17 protein-coding genes are annotated in these 13,945 nt (G+C 41.3%); 10 read left to right on the top strand and 7 right to left on the bottom strand.

The features are described 5' to 3' along the window. Nucleotides 1-93 precede the first annotated feature (93 nt). Entirely contained in the window at nucleotides 94-681 is a 588-nt protein-coding gene (locus tag CRI9333_RS20120; protein ID WP_015205006.1) for a hypothetical protein, read from the top strand. 113 nt (nucleotides 682-794) lie between these two features. Here the strand turns inward: CRI9333_RS20120 and bioU are convergent, their stop codons facing one another. Continuing rightward, nucleotides 795-1,820, bottom strand: coding sequence for a (S)-8-amino-7-oxononanoate synthase BioU (gene bioU / locus CRI9333_RS20115; protein ID WP_015205005.1), 1,026 nt, complete (start codon nucleotides 1,818-1,820; stop codon nucleotides 795-797). Nucleotides 1,821-2,141: 321 nt separating this feature from the next. Here bioU and CRI9333_RS20110 point away from each other — a divergent pair, with 321 nt between their 5' ends. From CRI9333_RS20110 to CRI9333_RS20100, 3 genes are read left to right on the top strand one after another with little or no spacing between them, the layout of a single operon-like run. Next, nucleotides 2,142-2,351, top strand: coding sequence for a DUF2997 domain-containing protein (locus CRI9333_RS20110; RefSeq protein ID WP_041226135.1), 210 nt, complete (start codon nucleotides 2,142-2,144; stop codon nucleotides 2,349-2,351). Nucleotides 2,352-2,389: 38 nt separating this feature from the next. Then, complete coding sequence (locus CRI9333_RS20105; protein ID WP_015205003.1) at nucleotides 2,390-2,776, top strand: DUF1257 domain-containing protein; 387 nt, start codon at nucleotides 2,390-2,392, stop codon at nucleotides 2,774-2,776. Then, entirely contained in the window at nucleotides 2,776-3,234 is a 459-nt protein-coding gene (locus tag CRI9333_RS20100; RefSeq protein WP_015205002.1) for a ferredoxin, read from the top strand. Before CRI9333_RS20105 ends, CRI9333_RS20100 begins: the two co-directional genes overlap by 1 nt. A gap of 37 nt (nucleotides 3,235-3,271) precedes the next feature. Here the strand turns inward: CRI9333_RS20100 and CRI9333_RS20095 are convergent, their stop codons facing one another. Next, a complete protein-coding gene (locus tag CRI9333_RS20095) occupies nucleotides 3,272-3,550 on the bottom strand; it encodes a YiaA/YiaB family inner membrane protein (RefSeq protein ID WP_015205001.1) in 279 nt (92 codons plus the stop codon). A gap of 238 nt (nucleotides 3,551-3,788) precedes the next feature. Between CRI9333_RS20095 and CRI9333_RS20090 the strand changes: the two genes are divergently transcribed. Then, nucleotides 3,789-3,977 carry a chlorophyll a/b-binding protein gene (locus CRI9333_RS20090; RefSeq protein WP_015205000.1) on the top strand — a complete coding sequence of 63 codons (189 nt, stop codon included), beginning with the start codon at nucleotides 3,789-3,791 and terminating at the stop codon, nucleotides 3,975-3,977. Nucleotides 3,978-4,141: 164 nt separating this feature from the next. Here the strand turns inward: CRI9333_RS20090 and CRI9333_RS20085 are convergent, their stop codons facing one another. The 3 genes from CRI9333_RS20085 to CRI9333_RS20075 all read right to left on the bottom strand — a co-directional run bounded on the left by CRI9333_RS20085 (nucleotide 4,142) and on the right by CRI9333_RS20075 (nucleotide 7,773). After that, nucleotides 4,142-4,768, bottom strand: a complete 627-nt coding sequence (locus CRI9333_RS20085) for a cytochrome c oxidase subunit 3 (RefSeq protein ID WP_015204999.1) — start codon at nucleotides 4,766-4,768, stop codon at nucleotides 4,142-4,144. A 164-nt stretch (nucleotides 4,769-4,932) separates the two neighbouring features. Beyond that, nucleotides 4,933-6,699, bottom strand: coding sequence for a cytochrome c oxidase subunit I (gene ctaD / locus CRI9333_RS20080; protein ID WP_015204998.1), 1,767 nt, complete (start codon nucleotides 6,697-6,699; stop codon nucleotides 4,933-4,935). A gap of 72 nt (nucleotides 6,700-6,771) precedes the next feature. Beyond that, nucleotides 6,772-7,773: a cytochrome c oxidase subunit II gene (locus tag CRI9333_RS20075; RefSeq protein WP_015204997.1), complete on the bottom strand. Its 1,002-nt coding sequence runs from the start codon at nucleotides 7,771-7,773 to the stop codon at nucleotides 6,772-6,774. Between the two features lie 548 nt (nucleotides 7,774-8,321). Here CRI9333_RS20075 and CRI9333_RS20070 point away from each other — a divergent pair. After that, the gene (locus tag CRI9333_RS20070; RefSeq protein ID WP_015204996.1) at nucleotides 8,322-9,302 is read left to right on the top strand and encodes a COX15/CtaA family protein; all 981 of its coding nucleotides are present in this window, start codon (nucleotides 8,322-8,324) and stop codon (nucleotides 9,300-9,302) included. A gap of 87 nt (nucleotides 9,303-9,389) precedes the next feature. Then, nucleotides 9,390-10,355, top strand: coding sequence for a heme o synthase (locus tag CRI9333_RS20065; RefSeq protein WP_015204995.1), 966 nt, complete (start codon nucleotides 9,390-9,392; stop codon nucleotides 10,353-10,355). A 191-nt stretch (nucleotides 10,356-10,546) separates the two neighbouring features. Here CRI9333_RS20065 and CRI9333_RS20060 read toward each other — a convergent pair whose 3' ends face one another. Next, complete coding sequence (locus tag CRI9333_RS20060) at nucleotides 10,547-11,347, bottom strand: MOSC domain-containing protein (protein ID WP_015204994.1); 801 nt, start codon at nucleotides 11,345-11,347, stop codon at nucleotides 10,547-10,549. A gap of 254 nt (nucleotides 11,348-11,601) precedes the next feature. Here CRI9333_RS20060 and CRI9333_RS20055 point away from each other — a divergent pair, with 254 nt between their 5' ends. Further along, nucleotides 11,602-11,829 carry a type II toxin-antitoxin system HicB family antitoxin gene (locus CRI9333_RS20055; protein ID WP_015204993.1) on the top strand — a complete coding sequence of 76 codons (228 nt, stop codon included), beginning with the start codon at nucleotides 11,602-11,604 and terminating at the stop codon, nucleotides 11,827-11,829. Between the two features lie 203 nt (nucleotides 11,830-12,032). On the opposite strand, the gene ald is transcribed toward CRI9333_RS20055, so the two are convergent. Beyond that, nucleotides 12,033-13,121 carry an alanine dehydrogenase gene (gene ald / locus CRI9333_RS20050; RefSeq protein WP_015204992.1) on the bottom strand — a complete coding sequence of 363 codons (1,089 nt, stop codon included), beginning with the start codon at nucleotides 13,119-13,121 and terminating at the stop codon, nucleotides 12,033-12,035. Between the two features lie 186 nt (nucleotides 13,122-13,307). On the opposite strand from ald, the gene CRI9333_RS26935 reads away from it, so the two are divergent. Next, a complete protein-coding gene (locus tag CRI9333_RS26935) occupies nucleotides 13,308-13,478 on the top strand; it encodes a chlorophyll a/b-binding protein (RefSeq protein ID WP_015204991.1) in 171 nt (56 codons plus the stop codon). A 172-nt stretch (nucleotides 13,479-13,650) separates the two neighbouring features. After that, on the top strand, nucleotides 13,651-13,944 hold the full coding sequence (locus CRI9333_RS20040; RefSeq protein WP_015204990.1) for a hypothetical protein: 294 nt from the start codon (nucleotides 13,651-13,653) through the stop codon (nucleotides 13,942-13,944). Nucleotide 13,945: the final 1 nt, after the last annotated feature.

Raw genomic sequence — 13,945 nt, 5'->3', positions numbered from 1 at the left:
CTTAAAATTACTTACACAATTGAAAACTCTGCTTGGGTTAATAGTCAATAACATTTAAAGATTAAGTTAATTGTCGCTCTCTAATTCTATAAAATGCCTGTTAAGCAATCTGATTACGAAGAGTTGTTAGCAGATTATAGCAACCAGACAGCCGCGATCGCGCTCTTAAAACAACACCGACCATACCTGGAAATGATTCCTAGTATGCGTCGTCCTACTCAGAGCGTGATTACTATTCCCCTACCAGTAGTGCTAACTCGCCAAGCAACATCTCAACCAGGAACTAGCCAACAAATAATCTCTAGCCGAGAAGCCATTGTTTTACCCTGTGATGTAGCAATTTTAATGTGCGATCCTGAATGGCAAATTAAAGTTGGGGTGGAAATCTTTATTTTTATCCATCGACCCCATGAAGATTTTTCGCAGCTTCTCAGTCGTTGGCGGCAAACACAAGTATTGCTACATACAGATTATGAATGGCTGATGCCTTCTGCTCATCAACATATATTTAGTGAAGCATCTGAGCAAATTGATCCGCTTTTTGTACTATTTCCAGAAACACCGGAACGGATAAAAAAAGGGTTGATAGGCGCTAATCTACCATTTGTAATTCAAGCAGCAGTAGAGCGGATTGAGGAAGAAATGGCAGATAATTTCTCACAGGGAATTCCACCTAAATAGCTTTTAGCAATTAGCAGTTAGCTTTGAGCAATTAGTTTTTAGAACGATGGCTGTCTTAAAATAATCAGCAATCAATAGTGATTTGCTATGGCTAACTGCTAACCGAAGGATCGCTACTGCACAAACTGAGGCATAATTTCTGCCGCAGTAAATAAACCATAAATTCCTCGACGGTGCAATGTCACGCCAGCTTTAAGATAGCCAAATGCAGGACCACAAACATTTGCTGCCATGCTAGTTTCGTCACCTAAAGTAAATGTATGGGTAGAAATTTTGCCTTCAAATGTACGACCTGTAACTTTAACATTCGTACTTAGGGGCTTTTTAGGATTGCGAGTATCCACCACGCCACCAACAGTAACGCGATCGCGCGGACAAATACCAGCTAGTTCTAGCATCACATCATCAGCGTGTTCCATATTTTCTAGCGTGATGATGCCATTTGTTTGATCTAGTAATGCTTCCACCTCAGCATCCGTCATTGCTCTGGCGCGTTCTACATCATAGCCTGGTAAATGAGCAATATCCTCCCGAATAGTCGCCCGATAAGCTTCCCAATTAGCAATTCCGACACCAAAAGTGATTTTGACACTATGGACTTCTGTATAGCTTTGAGCGGCTAATGCTGCTGCTGCCGTTAATAACCCAGGTGTTGCACCGCAACCAGTCATATAAGTAATACCAGCTTGTTGTAGCTCATCTTTTAGCTGCAACAATTGCTCAACGGCGCTAGTACGTTTCATCGCATCCACTAACACCCCTTGCCAACCAGAAGCAATAAATGCCCGCGCGACATCAGCCATAAATGTATTCGGCAAATTCGGCAAAGCTAGGAAATAGCCATCTACAGAAGCTTTACTAATTAATTCCTCAATACTGCTATTGCTAAGAGTGCCATAAGGCTCTAAATAACCCAGAGAACCCTGAGACTGGTAAATTTTACTACAAGAAATTGGATCTAACCCTTCAGCATCATAGGCATAGCCTTTTTGATCTGCTGCTGCTACCCAAAGCATCTCCTGTTTAGGTGCAATAACTCTAGCCGCAGCTTGACCTAAACCACCAAAACCCAAAACACCTACATTTATTTGCTTGACGGCTGGAACGTTGCTTAAACCTGTAACTTGCTCTGCACTCATTAGTCTTAACTCAATTGGCACCAAGTTTAATTATCACGCTTAAGCCGTAAGGGATCACGCTTTTCCAGTTGCTCAGGGAAATTAAAATTTATTTTCTATATCTTGACGTAGATGAAAAGTTAAGCGAAACTGACAAATAATCAATGTACTACTCACTGCTTTAATAAAATTTGTTAACTTTTGACTCGTTGTGACACAATTAATGAAAATTAGTTTAGTGGCTTGCGGGTCAGTGGGTGGTATTAAGGTATTTTTCCACCGCCATACAGCTACTGTCGTTATTGCTGTAGCGAAGAATTGAGGATTTACTACGCCATGAGCATGGAAACGTTAGAGTTTGTGATTTATCCCGATGGTCGGGTTCAAGAGAAAGTGACAGGAATCATTGGTGCATCCTGCGCCGAGGTAACTGCTGCAATTGAATCTCAGCTTGGTAACGTGATCAATCAGGAGCAGACATCCGAATATTTTGCTCAACAAGTTAATCAAACGGCAGTAGCGACAACGCAAGCAACCTACAGCGAGTGGTAGGTTTTTTTTTTGTTCCTGATTCAACCATAAAAATCACCATGTCACACTTTAGCAACATCAAAACTCAAATCCGTAACTTAACTTCTTTAAAAGCTGCTTTAACTGATATGGGTATTGACTGGAAAGCAGGCCCTCAGCCAGTCAGGGGCTATCGTGGTCAAACCCGTAATGCGGAAGTTGTCATTGAGCAAGACAATGGTTATGACATTGGCTTTAGCTCTAATGGTAAAGAATACGAGTTAGTTGCAGATTTAGAGTATTGGAAACAACCTCTGTCTGTAGAGGGTTTCTTAAACAAGGTAACTCAAGGCTATGCTTATCAAACAGTTTTAAGTGAAACAACTAAGCAAGGTTTCCAAGTTTCTGAACAACAAAATAATACCGACGGCTCAATTCGTTTAGTTGTACAACGCTGGAGCGCATAATGTCTGATTTATCGCAGTCACCCCTCGATCCGAACTCAGGGCGCTCTGGTTTAGAACCAGAATTAGGTGGATTTTTAAGGGATTCTCCTGAGCGTTCTGGTTTTGAGCCAGAATTAGGGGGAGTGCTGCGACAAAAGGGCGTTTATGTTGATGAACTTACCTGTATTGGCTGTAAGCATTGCGCTCATGTAGCTCGCAATACATTTTACATTGAACCGGATTATGGGCGATCGCGCGTTGTCCGTCAAGATGGCGACTCGGAAGAGGTAATTCAAGAAGCGATTGATACCTGTCCGGTTGACTGTATTCACTGGCTAGATTATACAGAGTTGAAACAGCAAGAAGAAGAACGCCAGTATCAGGTAATCCCCATTGTTGGCTATCCTTTGGATCATGCGATCGTTACTGCTAACAAGCGTCGTCAAAAACAGCAGAAGCAACAGAAAAAACAACCATAATTTATACAAAAGGGCTGCTAGATGCAGCCCTTAATTTTTATTTAAGTGAGTTATGTTGCGATAATAATTGCTCAACTTTAGCTTCTTCAATTTTGGAAGTTAATCTTTTAGATTCGTGAAAATCTCTTTGTGCTTTTGCCAATGTAAACGTAGAACCAACTGAGAACGCCATCCCCATACCCATAAAGCCTTTTATCCAGTTATCTGCGGGTAGGTTAACAATCCCAACAGTTGTCATGCCAATTGAAAGCCCAAAAGCAGCCCAAGTTTGAAATATCCAAGCGGCGCTATCTCTTTGAGGATGAATTTGTTGCATAAAATATCCCGTTTTTAAAGTTTCTTGGTGAAGTAGGTAATGCTTTGATAGTAAATTTACATCTACCTCAAGTAGTAGGCGGGTGGACAGTTTTTTAACTGGCTCAAGAGATATTAACAATAGAGATTAGTCGAGCTATTTTAGTAACTCAGGGCTTAGTCTAACCTGCGAATGAGTATTAATATGTTAAAATAATTTACATTTGTTAATATATAGTTATACGAAGATAGTAAAAATCATGCAAGACTCACCTAAAGTAATTACACCTCCGATTATGGATGCCGCAGATCGGAACGCTTGGAAAACTGGCTTTACTCCACAAGCTGAAATCTGGAATGGTCGTTTAGCAATGCTTGGTTTTGCAATAGGGATAATCATTGAATTAACTTCTGGTGATGGAATTTTACATTTCTGGGGTTTGATGTAGGTTAAAAGTTAGGACTTACGCAGAAATCATCCTTGATATCAGGGCGGGTTTATGTAGATCAATGGTTTGGAAGAATAGATTTTTGGTGCAACCCGCCCCTACAAGCAATGAATAAAAAAAGCCCCCAGTTGGAGGCTTTTTTCATTAAGGAAAGAACTAAAGATCTAGAGAATGTAGAGCAATAGAAACAGAATAATCCAGACGACATCTACAAAGTGCCAGTAAATTTCTGCTGCTTCCACGCCAAAGTGATTCTCACTGCTGTAGTGGTCTTGTTTGAGCGATCGCCACAATACAGCCAAAATAAGTATTAGACCAAAAGTAACGTGCAAACCGTGAAAACCTGTCAAAACGTAAAATGTGCTGGCAAACAGGTTAGTAGTGAGACTAAATTCTAAGTGGAAATACTCATAAAGCTGACCAACTAAAAAAGCTGCGCCCATCAAAGCAGTTACAGCAAACCAAGTTCTTAAACCTGCTACGTTGTTCTTTTTAATCGCGCTGTCTGCTTGGTGGATGATAAAACTGCTGGCAATAAGAACTATTGTGTTCAATCCAGGCAGTAAAAGTTCTAACTCCGGGGTTCCTTCGGGTGGCCAAGTTGGTGTGACAGCGCGGAATGTTAAATAGGCGATAAATAAGCCCATAAAAATCATTCCTTCAGCAACCAAGAATACAATCAATCCAAAAATCCGAAAATCGGGATGTTCTTCGTGATGAGTATGTGTTGTCTCAGCTTGATGATGATAATTAAGCTCAGTCTTTGCGGGGTCAATTGTTGAACCTTGCATGAATCTCTAGTACCTCTTAAGTAAAAAATTCATTTATTAGCAGTTAGCTATTAGCCGTCAGCAATCAGCGTTCAGAAATAGACCTGTCTTGAAAATTGGGAGGAGGGAGGAGGGAGGAGGGAGGGGGGAGGAAAATTTTTGATAGCTGATAGCTGATAGCTAAATTATTCGCGATTTTGACTTTCGCCTTGGCGGTCATCAGGATGAATGGCAACCGCAGGGTCGGGATCAGCACGTAATACCGAACTAGGACCAGCAGACAAAACTGGATCTTTAGCCTCAGACATAGCTACATTTACTTCAGTACTGCGATCGCCTATACCGTAGTCATAGGGGCCAGTCCTCAACACAGGTATCACTTCAAAATTCTCAATTGCTGGGGGTGAACTTGTCATCCACTCCAGGGTTAAAGCACCCCAAGGATTCTCACTAGCTTTCGCTCCATACATCCAACTCCATATAGCATTCACTAAGAAAGGAATTGTCGAAACAGCTAGGATGTAGCTACCAACGGTGCAAACTAGATTGAGATTGGTAAATTGGGGGTCGTACATGGCGACGCGCCGAGGCATTCCCAATAGTCCTAACTCGTGCATTGGTAAAAATGTCAGATTGAAGCCGAAATAAGTCAGGACAAAGTGAACCTTGCCCCAAGTTTCGTTGAGCATCCGCCCGGTCATTTTCGGGAACCAGTGGTAAATACCAGCGTAAATTCCGAAAACGCTACCGCCAAAAAGAACGTAGTGCAGGTGAGCGACGATGAAATAGGTGTCATGGACGTGAATATCGAAGGGAACCGCAGCAACCATAACTCCGGTGATTCCGCCGACGACAAAGGTGGAAATTAAACCCATTGAAAATAACATGGGACTTTCCAAACGGATTTTACCGCCCCACATGGTTGCTAACCAGCTAAATATCTTAATTCCAGTTGGTACGGCAATAATCATGGTGGTGATCATGAAAAACATCCGTAACCAAGCTGGGGTTCCACTGGTAAACATATGGTGCGCCCAGACAATCATGCCTAAGAAGCTGATTGCCAAACTGGAATATGCGATCGCTCTGTAACCAAAAATTGGCTTACGAGAATGTACAGGAATAATTTCTGAGATTGCCCCAAAAAAAGGCAAAATCATAATGTAAACCGCAGGGTGAGAATAAAACCAGAACATATGCTGGTATACAACTGGATCGCCACCACCTGTGGGGTTAAAAAATGCTGTTCCTGCTAATAAGTCAAATGCTAATAAAATCAAGGCTCCTGCCAAAACAGGTGTGGTAAGTATTACCAGCCCCGAAGTTGCCAACATTGCCCAGCAGAACAAGGGCATTTGATTCAACCCCATCCCTGGCGCACGCATTTTTAATAGGGTAACGAAGAAATTTAGCGCACCCAAAATTGAAGCAGTACCGAGCAATAGCAGGCTCAATATCCAAATTGCTTCTCCCCCTTTGTTCCCCATCAAACTTAAAGGAGGGTAGGAAGTCCAGCCGGATTGCGCGGAGCCAATAAAGAAACTACCAACTAATAACAAACCCGCAGGGGGAACAATCCAAAAAGCAACAGCATTTAAGCGAGGGAACGCCATATCCCTTGCGCCAATCATCAATGGCAACAGGAAGTTAGCAAAACCTCCCGTTCCCGCAGGAATTATCCACAGGAAGATCATGATCGTTCCGTGGAGGGTAAATAAGCTGTTGTACACATCTGGTGTAACTAAGTCAGGATCAGGGGTTGCCAATTCTGTACGAATGGCTGTAGCAAGCGATCCCCCAATCAAATAGAAGAAAAATCCTGTGACTAGGTATTGGATTCCAATTACCTTATGGTCAGTATTAAAAGTAAAGTAGTCTCGCCAATTTCTCTGCCCAGGTTCTGTACTGTGGGCAGGTAGATTAGCAGTTTCTTGTAGTTGTGCTTGTGTCATAACAAAAGAATTCAGCAGTCAGAATTAAGAACTCAGAAGCTCTTTGGGATTGTAGAGCGCAGCTAAGGAATATTAGTGATGATGAGTAGCGTGTATTTGCTGTAGTGTTTCTGATGTGATCCCCATTTCATTAGCATAGGGATTCAAGTACTCACCTTCAGACAAGGTAGCAGGATTAACCGCCACAGCTTGATTTAAGTCTGGGTTGTTTGCTACTTCCTGCTGACTTTGCACCCAGGTTTGGTAATCCTCTGGTGTGTGAACAATCAGCCTAGTGTTCATTGCTCCGTGATAGGCTCCGCACAATTCAGCGCACCTGATGGGATACTCGCCTACTCTTTGAGCCGTAAAACGTATTTCAGTGGTGCGACCTGGAATTGCGTCTTGTTTTAGCCGTAGTTCGGGAAGCCAAAGGGCGTGTATGACATCAGCAGCAGAGATATTTAGTTGTACTTCCTTACCTGCGGGAATATGCAACTCGCCAGAAGTTATAGAAGTGTCAGGGTAGTTAAAAATCCAGGCAAACTGGAGACCATTAACATTAACAACTACATCTGCTGTTCTGCCGATATTTTCTGGTGAAGCACCGACACCGACGGCTATCAGTTGCGAAGTGTGTTCATTTTCTTCTGTAGAACCAGGAAGTGTTGCTGCTATAGCTGCTCCCCGCATTTTACTGGCTGTGTGCATGGCATGGGGATCACCACCTGCCATTGGGTCAAAACCACCCATAGAGTTGTAAACTTCAAAACTGTAAATCGAAAGCCATGCAACGATTACAGCAGGAATGGCAGTCCAAAGAATTTCTAAGGGAACATTGCCATGAATCGGGGGGCCGTCGGTATTATCATCTTTTTTCTTCCGAAATCTAATTGCGGAGATAATGATTACTCCTTGAACAATGAGGAATATTCCTGTGGAAATAGTCATCATTGTGTTAAACAAGCCGTCTACTTGAGCAGCTTCATTAGATGCCGCTATTGGCAGTAGACCGTGATTTTGACCATACCAGAGGCTGATCAGCGTCAGCAAAACGCCGACAATAAGGGTAGATATAGGACTTGGTATTTTCACGATTTTTGAGAATTTCCTACAAAACTGCTTTAAAAATAACCAAGATTGATACCTGGGTAAATTTTGCCTATGAAGACGGTTTGAGCGTTATGGCAGTTAGCTTTGGGCTATGAGATATTCACGGGCAGCATTATGGCTATAGTCTTGATGTTTTTCAATATCAAGCTGACTGAGTAAGAGCTAACTACCTACTTCTACGGTAAAACAGTTAACAAACACTCGGTGGTATATTGGTAACTCTTTAGAATTTTCTTTGAGATCACCTTCAACTTTGTCAGCGTAGGCTATATAGCAAACAGATTCAAGACAACTCCTTTAAAATTTTAAGAAAAGTCAAATTGATATAAGCAATCGTAATCTAGTGCAATTTTATGGGACACTCCTCCAATCGGAAGAAATTCCAAAGGAAGATTTCTATCTCAGGCTAACGTACTTAAAGTGGTAAAGGATATAACTATAGCTTCGAGGCTAGAGTGCTAGTGTGGGAATGAGCAGGTACTCTTAATTGGTTAATTTAAGTAAGATTTAAGATTTATTAGGTTGGCAATATGGCTAATTCGGTGTTACCACAGCAAGCTGCAACAAGTAGCGAATCCCAACCAAGAGAACGCATTCGCCGTTTGGTATGGAAAATTGCGATCGCCACTTTGATATTAATGGCTGTGGGTAGTGCAACTCGCGTGATGAATGCTGGTTTAGCTTGCCCTGACTGGCCTTTATGTTACGGGCAGTTAGTACCTAGCCAACAAATGAATTTGCAGGTATTTTTAGAGTGGTTTCACAGGTTGGATGCGGCATTGATTGGCTTGAGTGCGATCGCTCTAGCTGGTTTATCCTGGTGGTATAGGCGATCTTTACCTGCTTGGCTACCTTGGGCATCAACTTTTGCGCTGTTTTTGATCGTCTTCCAAGGAGTCTTAGGGGGGCTGACAGTTACACAACTGCTGCGCTTTGATATTGTTACCGCGCACTTAGGAACCGCGCTGTTATTTTTTATCACCTTGCTAGTAATTGGTGTTGCTTTGATGCCTTACCAAGGTACGGGCGCAACCGGAAAGTTAGGTTGGGTAAGCTTAACTGCTGCTATTTTGGTTTATATCCAAAGTTTACTAGGTGCATTGGTAGGATCTAGTTGGGCAGTACATCAATGTTTTGGCGCATCGCAGTTATGCGCGGTGATGAATAGTCATATTGCTGGGGTTGTTCCTGCAAGTATTGGAACTTTGGCAGTTGTGATCATGGCATGGCGGACACCTGCACTACATCCACTACTAAGAAAACTAGCTAACATTGCTGGTGGGTTGTTGGTACTGCAAATAGTTTTAGGCATCGCTACTTTCCGCTTACACCTCCAAGTAGAACCGTTGACAGTATCTCATCAAGCCGTTGGTGCTACGTTACTTGGTTCACTGGTGATGTTTACTGTTTTGGCATTTCGCGATCGCGCTCAAGGCTATAATTATCAGGCTTATAACTCTGTCGATGAATCTAAAACTAATTTGTCAGAGGTTCCTAAACTCTTTAGTTAGACAGATAAAACCGCAGTTGAACCATGACTAAATTAAGTGCAATTACCTAGCTGCGTGTTGTTTTAAATAAAGGATAAGGTACAAATAATGACTGGGACGAGTATCTCTCGCCAACATCAAAACTTTTTAGAAGTAATTGAAAGCTATTACCAATTAACAAAGCCTCGGATTATCCCATTACTGCTAATTACAACCGCAGCCGGAATGTGGATGGCTTCAGATGGACAAGTTGATCCTATTTTACTTTTGGTGACGCTAACTGGTGGTACTTTAGCTGCTGCATCTGCCCAAACGCTGAATTGCATTTATGACCGTGATATTGATTATGCAATGGAGCGTACTCGTAAGCGTCCTATTCCTTCAGGTAGAGTACAACCGCGTGATGCTTTGCTATTTGCGATCGCACTTGGTAGTCTTTCTTTCACCATCCTCACAGTTTTTGCTAATTTGCTGAGTGCTTTATTAGCCATGTCTGGAATTGTTTTCTACATGGCAATTTATACCCACTTACTCAAACGTCATACTACTCAAAATATTGTGATTGGTGGTGCAGCAGGGGCAATTCCAGCGTTAGTAGGTTGGGCTGCGGTTAGGGGCGATTTAAGTTGGGAACCTTGGTTATTATTTCTGATTGTGTTTATTTGGACTCCTCCCCATTTCTGGTCATTAGCGTTAATGATTCGAGATGATTACGCTAAAGTAGGCGTTCCCATGTTGCCAGTGGTTGAGGGAGAAGTTGCAACTACAAAGCAAATTTGGATCTACACATTAATTATGGTTCCACTAACCTTGTTGCTGGTTTATCCTTTAGGAGCAACAGGGGTACTTTATGGGATAATTGCTACTGTTTTAGGGGTAGTTTTTATTAAGAAAGCATGGCAGTTATTACAAGCACCGACTGATAAACAGGTAGCGCGATCGCTGTTTAAATTCTCTATCCTTTATATGATGCTATTGTGTACGGCGATAGTAGTAGATAGTTTGCCAGCTACACATCAAGTTACAGCATTTTTTGCTGAACATCTTAACACTGTCATTAGTGCAATTTCCTAATCTAATGATATTGCAGGGGGAAATTGAGGCTAAGATACAAAAACCCGCTTAAGCGGGTTTTTGTATTTTTATTAAAATCATAAATTTTTATTACTTACAGATATACAAAATAAGTATTTATTTTATTGCTTTTGCTGCTCACCTGTGGTTTCTGTAGTTAAAATTTTTTAAAGTAAATTTTAACGTCTTTTTCAAATGTTTATTAATTTATCTCCTATTTTAGCAAAACCACTACTTAATACAGTAGCTAAAACTCCCGTTTGCACATGACCATAATGCTGTTTCAATTTTGTTAAAAGTGGTAAATCTAATTCCCCTTTTTCAGGATGGACATTAATATTTAAGCAACGGTTAATCGGAGCAGTAATTTTAATTTTAGCTGTTCCCAGCATAAATTCTTGCCCTACCCACTTAAATTCTTCCCAAGGTTCTACCCCTTCTAGAACAACATTGGGTCGAAATCTTCTCACATCAACTTGTTGTTCTAGTAAATCACTGAGTGCATTTAATGTACCTTGACTTAGTAAGGAAATATGCACAGGTTCTCGGTCTGGATAACGAGCACTACCGTTACTATCTCCGACAAAACGTAACGGCGCATGATCTGGATGTCTCGCTAATTCGCTAGATGTTAATCCTGCTAAATAACCCGTGAAAAACTTACTAATATTATCACGTCCAACTTCAGTATTAGTGGCACTCACTAAAAGTTTTACTCCATGACGTTTGACGGTCAAAAGAGCAGTTTCAACATCGTAATGACACGATAATCCTGCTAAACCTGCCCAATCATTTTGGACGGCAAAATGCTTTTTTTTCATCCAAGGAACAACAGCTTCACCAATATCTGTAAGATTATCATCATACATTAGAGCAAAAGTGCGATCGCCTGGAATACCATGCCCTTCTTTCAGAAACACAGACTCACAAGCATGAGGGGTAAGCCCTTTGATGTAGTAAGTAAAAAGTTGCTTAATAGTAATCTTAGACATTTAAGTTCTCTATTTTGGTAGCAGTATAAGCTAGGTAGATATAAATATAAAGCAAAACTCCCATCTTTGTTAACAGAGAGGGGTTATAAATAACACACTATACACAAGCTTATGCCACAATAAACAAAAACAAAAGCGGCTCATAAAACCGTATACAACGTTTTGGACAACTAAAAAAACTGTAGTGTGGTCAATACATCATAGAACAAAGCCTGGGACAAGGCTGCTTGGGGATTATCTATACAGGAGTAATTATGGAGTTGAAAAAAAGTATTAAAGCGTTTATTTATCTAGGGGAACAACGAGGTTATGTTGCAGAATGTTTAGAAATATCCGTAGTAACTCAAGGAGATACATTGGATGAAGTTGTAGACAATTTGCGCGAAGCAGTAACTTTACATTTAGAAGGAGAAGATTCTGCTAAATTTTGCTTAGTTAAAAATCCTTCACTAATAGTAACTTTGGAATTACAGTTATCGTAAGAGATCTATCAGACATAATATTACCGATGAAAGGTAATATACATTGATAGGAGATAGGGTTGTTAAGAATGTCCCTACACCCTACCCCCTAAACCATTTTTTTTAGCTACAGTTACTATGAGGCGGGGTTCCTCGATAAATTCGTTCCCAGGTTGAACCTGGGAACGAGGAGCGAAGATATGGGGTAAGTTCAGTTTTACTCGCTACGCAGCTAAATCAGGAAACACTTCTTGCACCGCAGGATGAACTATACGATGATGCTGTACATTCACACCTTTAGCTAAAGCTTGATCAACTTCTAAAGCTTTGATTCCATGATGAGCTAACTTTAATACATAGGGTAAAGTACTATTATTTAAAGCTTGCGTGGCTGTCCAAGGTACTGCTCCTGGCATATTTGGTACGCCATAATGTACAACTCCTTCCTCTATATATATAGGATGAGTGTGAGAAGTCGCTCGTAATGTCTCTATACATCCACCTTGATCTACTGCGACATCCACAATTACTGAACCAGGACGCATTTTTTCGACTAAACTACGGTCAACAAGAATAGGCGCACGCCGACCTAAAACTAATACTGCACCAATTAGTAAATCTGCATCTGGTACAAGTGCTTCGATGTGTAATGAGTTACTGTAAAGCAGTTCTACTCTAGAGCCAAATAGTGTTTCTAAATAGGCTAATCTTTCTACGTTGACATCTAAGATTTGAACTCTCGCACCAATACCAATTGCCATTCTTGCAGCTTCAGTACCAACTACGCCGCCGCCTAAAATTACCACGTTTCCAGGTCTAACCCCTGGAACTCCTCCTAAAAGTACGCCTCGTCCTCCTTGTTGACGTTCGAGAAACCTCGCTCCAAACTGCACAGCCAAACGCCCAGCAATAATACTCATGGGAGTTAGGAGAGGCAGTTTGCCATCTGGTAACTCAACTGTTTCGTAGGCGATCGCAGTTATGCCAGAATCTATTAAATGCTCTGTTAAATTCCTTGCTGCGGCTAAGTGCAGGTAAGTAAATAACAACTGACCTTTCTCCATAAAGTGGAATTCTGGAGTCTGTGGTTCTTTTACTTTCACCACCAATTCTCGATTCCAAGCATCAGCCGCACTCTCAACAATCTTAGCTCCTGCCTGGATATAATCTTGATCTGTGAAACCCGAGCCATTACCAGCGTTTGTTTCTACAAACACGGAATGACTTCTTTCACTTAAAACTCTCACGCTACTAGGACTCAACCCCACCCGAAACTCTTGATCTTTAGTTTCCTTGGGAACGCCAATTTCCATCTGGATACCTCTCGATTACCCATTCGTCCTGTATCTAGCTTAATCAATAGAGGCTGGGATCGCCTATTTTCGTTATGAAAATTATCTGCTGAAGGTCTATTTTGCCGTTGACATCTGGTTAAGAGGCATAAAATAAGACAAAATAGATCTAGATAGTAACACTTTGTAACTAAAATCCCAGACTAGATGACCACACCCCAACCAACGACACTTCCTAAATTAGAAGAACCCAAATTTGGCTTTAACGATTATGCAGAACGCTTAAATGGTCGGGCTGCAATGATTGGCTTTACTATTATGCTAGTGATTGAATACATTACAGGTAAAGGGGTGCTATCTTGGCTAGGTTTGCAGTAGCAAATTTGGTTAGTACAAGGCAGAATAACGTGAAACAACTGAGGCACTCCCATCATCTAAGTGAGGGGGAGTGCTAAGTGCTGGTATTTAAAAGATTTGTGAGCCGAAAATGGTAATTAGACCATTGTAGATCACAGAATAATCGTAGATTAATCTAATAGTGGTAACTAGAATGAATGTTTTATGGACTCGGTTTTTAAGATCCACTTACCGTAAGGAACCTATTTCCAGCTTTATCTTAATTGCTGGTTCTGTAGATGCGGTAATTGGCGGAGTTGATCAAAGCTGGTCTTTGTTAAGCTTTGGTATAGCTACAGTAGGAGTGGCGATCGCACTGCGTTGGTGGCATACTCAGCAGTACGAAATAGAAGCACCCGAAAAACAACCCAAATATTTTCTCACTTCTACCTCTTCTAGTCCTGCTTTACCAGTATTAAGTGAGCATAAGCGCCAACCACCCCGCTAAA

The sequence above is a fragment of the Crinalium epipsammum PCC 9333 genome, from assembly GCF_000317495.1.
Taxonomy (GTDB): Bacteria; Cyanobacteriota; Cyanobacteriia; order Cyanobacteriales; family PCC-9333; genus Crinalium; species Crinalium epipsammum.
The sequence above is the reverse complement of the archived record's forward strand: the minus strand, read 5'-3'. Positions and strand labels throughout refer to the sequence as shown.

Bases quoted from the DNA above. Each gene is read 5' to 3' on its own strand.
- CRI9333_RS20070 (WP_015204996.1), top strand. From the start codon at position 8,322: ATGGCTAATTCGGTGTTACCACAGCAAGCTGCAACAAGTAGCGAATCC.
- CRI9333_RS20105 (WP_015205003.1), top strand. From the start codon at position 2,390: ATGTCACACTTTAGCAACATCAAAACTCAAATCCGTAACTTAACTTCT.
- CRI9333_RS20090 (WP_015205000.1), top strand. From the start codon at position 3,789: ATGCAAGACTCACCTAAAGTAATTACACCTCCGATTATGGATGCCGCA.
- CRI9333_RS20060 (WP_015204994.1), bottom strand. From the start codon at position 11,347: ATGTCTAAGATTACTATTAAGCAACTTTTTACTTACTACATCAAAGGG.
- CRI9333_RS20110 (WP_041226135.1), top strand. From the start codon at position 2,142: ATGGAAACGTTAGAGTTTGTGATTTATCCCGATGGTCGGGTTCAAGAG.
- ctaD (WP_015204998.1), bottom strand. From the start codon at position 6,699: ATGACACAAGCACAACTACAAGAAACTGCTAATCTACCTGCCCACAGT.
- CRI9333_RS20095 (WP_015205001.1), bottom strand. From the start codon at position 3,550: ATGCAACAAATTCATCCTCAAAGAGATAGCGCCGCTTGGATATTTCAA.
- CRI9333_RS20100 (WP_015205002.1), top strand. From the start codon at position 2,776: ATGTCTGATTTATCGCAGTCACCCCTCGATCCGAACTCAGGGCGCTCT.
- CRI9333_RS20040 (WP_015204990.1), top strand. From the start codon at position 13,651: ATGAATGTTTTATGGACTCGGTTTTTAAGATCCACTTACCGTAAGGAA.
- CRI9333_RS20065 (WP_015204995.1), top strand. From the start codon at position 9,390: ATGACTGGGACGAGTATCTCTCGCCAACATCAAAACTTTTTAGAAGTA.
- CRI9333_RS20055 (WP_015204993.1), top strand. From the start codon at position 11,602: ATGGAGTTGAAAAAAAGTATTAAAGCGTTTATTTATCTAGGGGAACAA.
- ald (WP_015204992.1), bottom strand. From the start codon at position 13,121: ATGGAAATTGGCGTTCCCAAGGAAACTAAAGATCAAGAGTTTCGGGTG.
- CRI9333_RS20120 (WP_015205006.1), top strand. From the start codon at position 94: ATGCCTGTTAAGCAATCTGATTACGAAGAGTTGTTAGCAGATTATAGC.
- CRI9333_RS26935 (WP_015204991.1), top strand. From the start codon at position 13,308: ATGACCACACCCCAACCAACGACACTTCCTAAATTAGAAGAACCCAAA.
- CRI9333_RS20085 (WP_015204999.1), bottom strand. From the start codon at position 4,768: ATGCAAGGTTCAACAATTGACCCCGCAAAGACTGAGCTTAATTATCAT.
- bioU (WP_015205005.1), bottom strand. From the start codon at position 1,820: ATGAGTGCAGAGCAAGTTACAGGTTTAAGCAACGTTCCAGCCGTCAAG.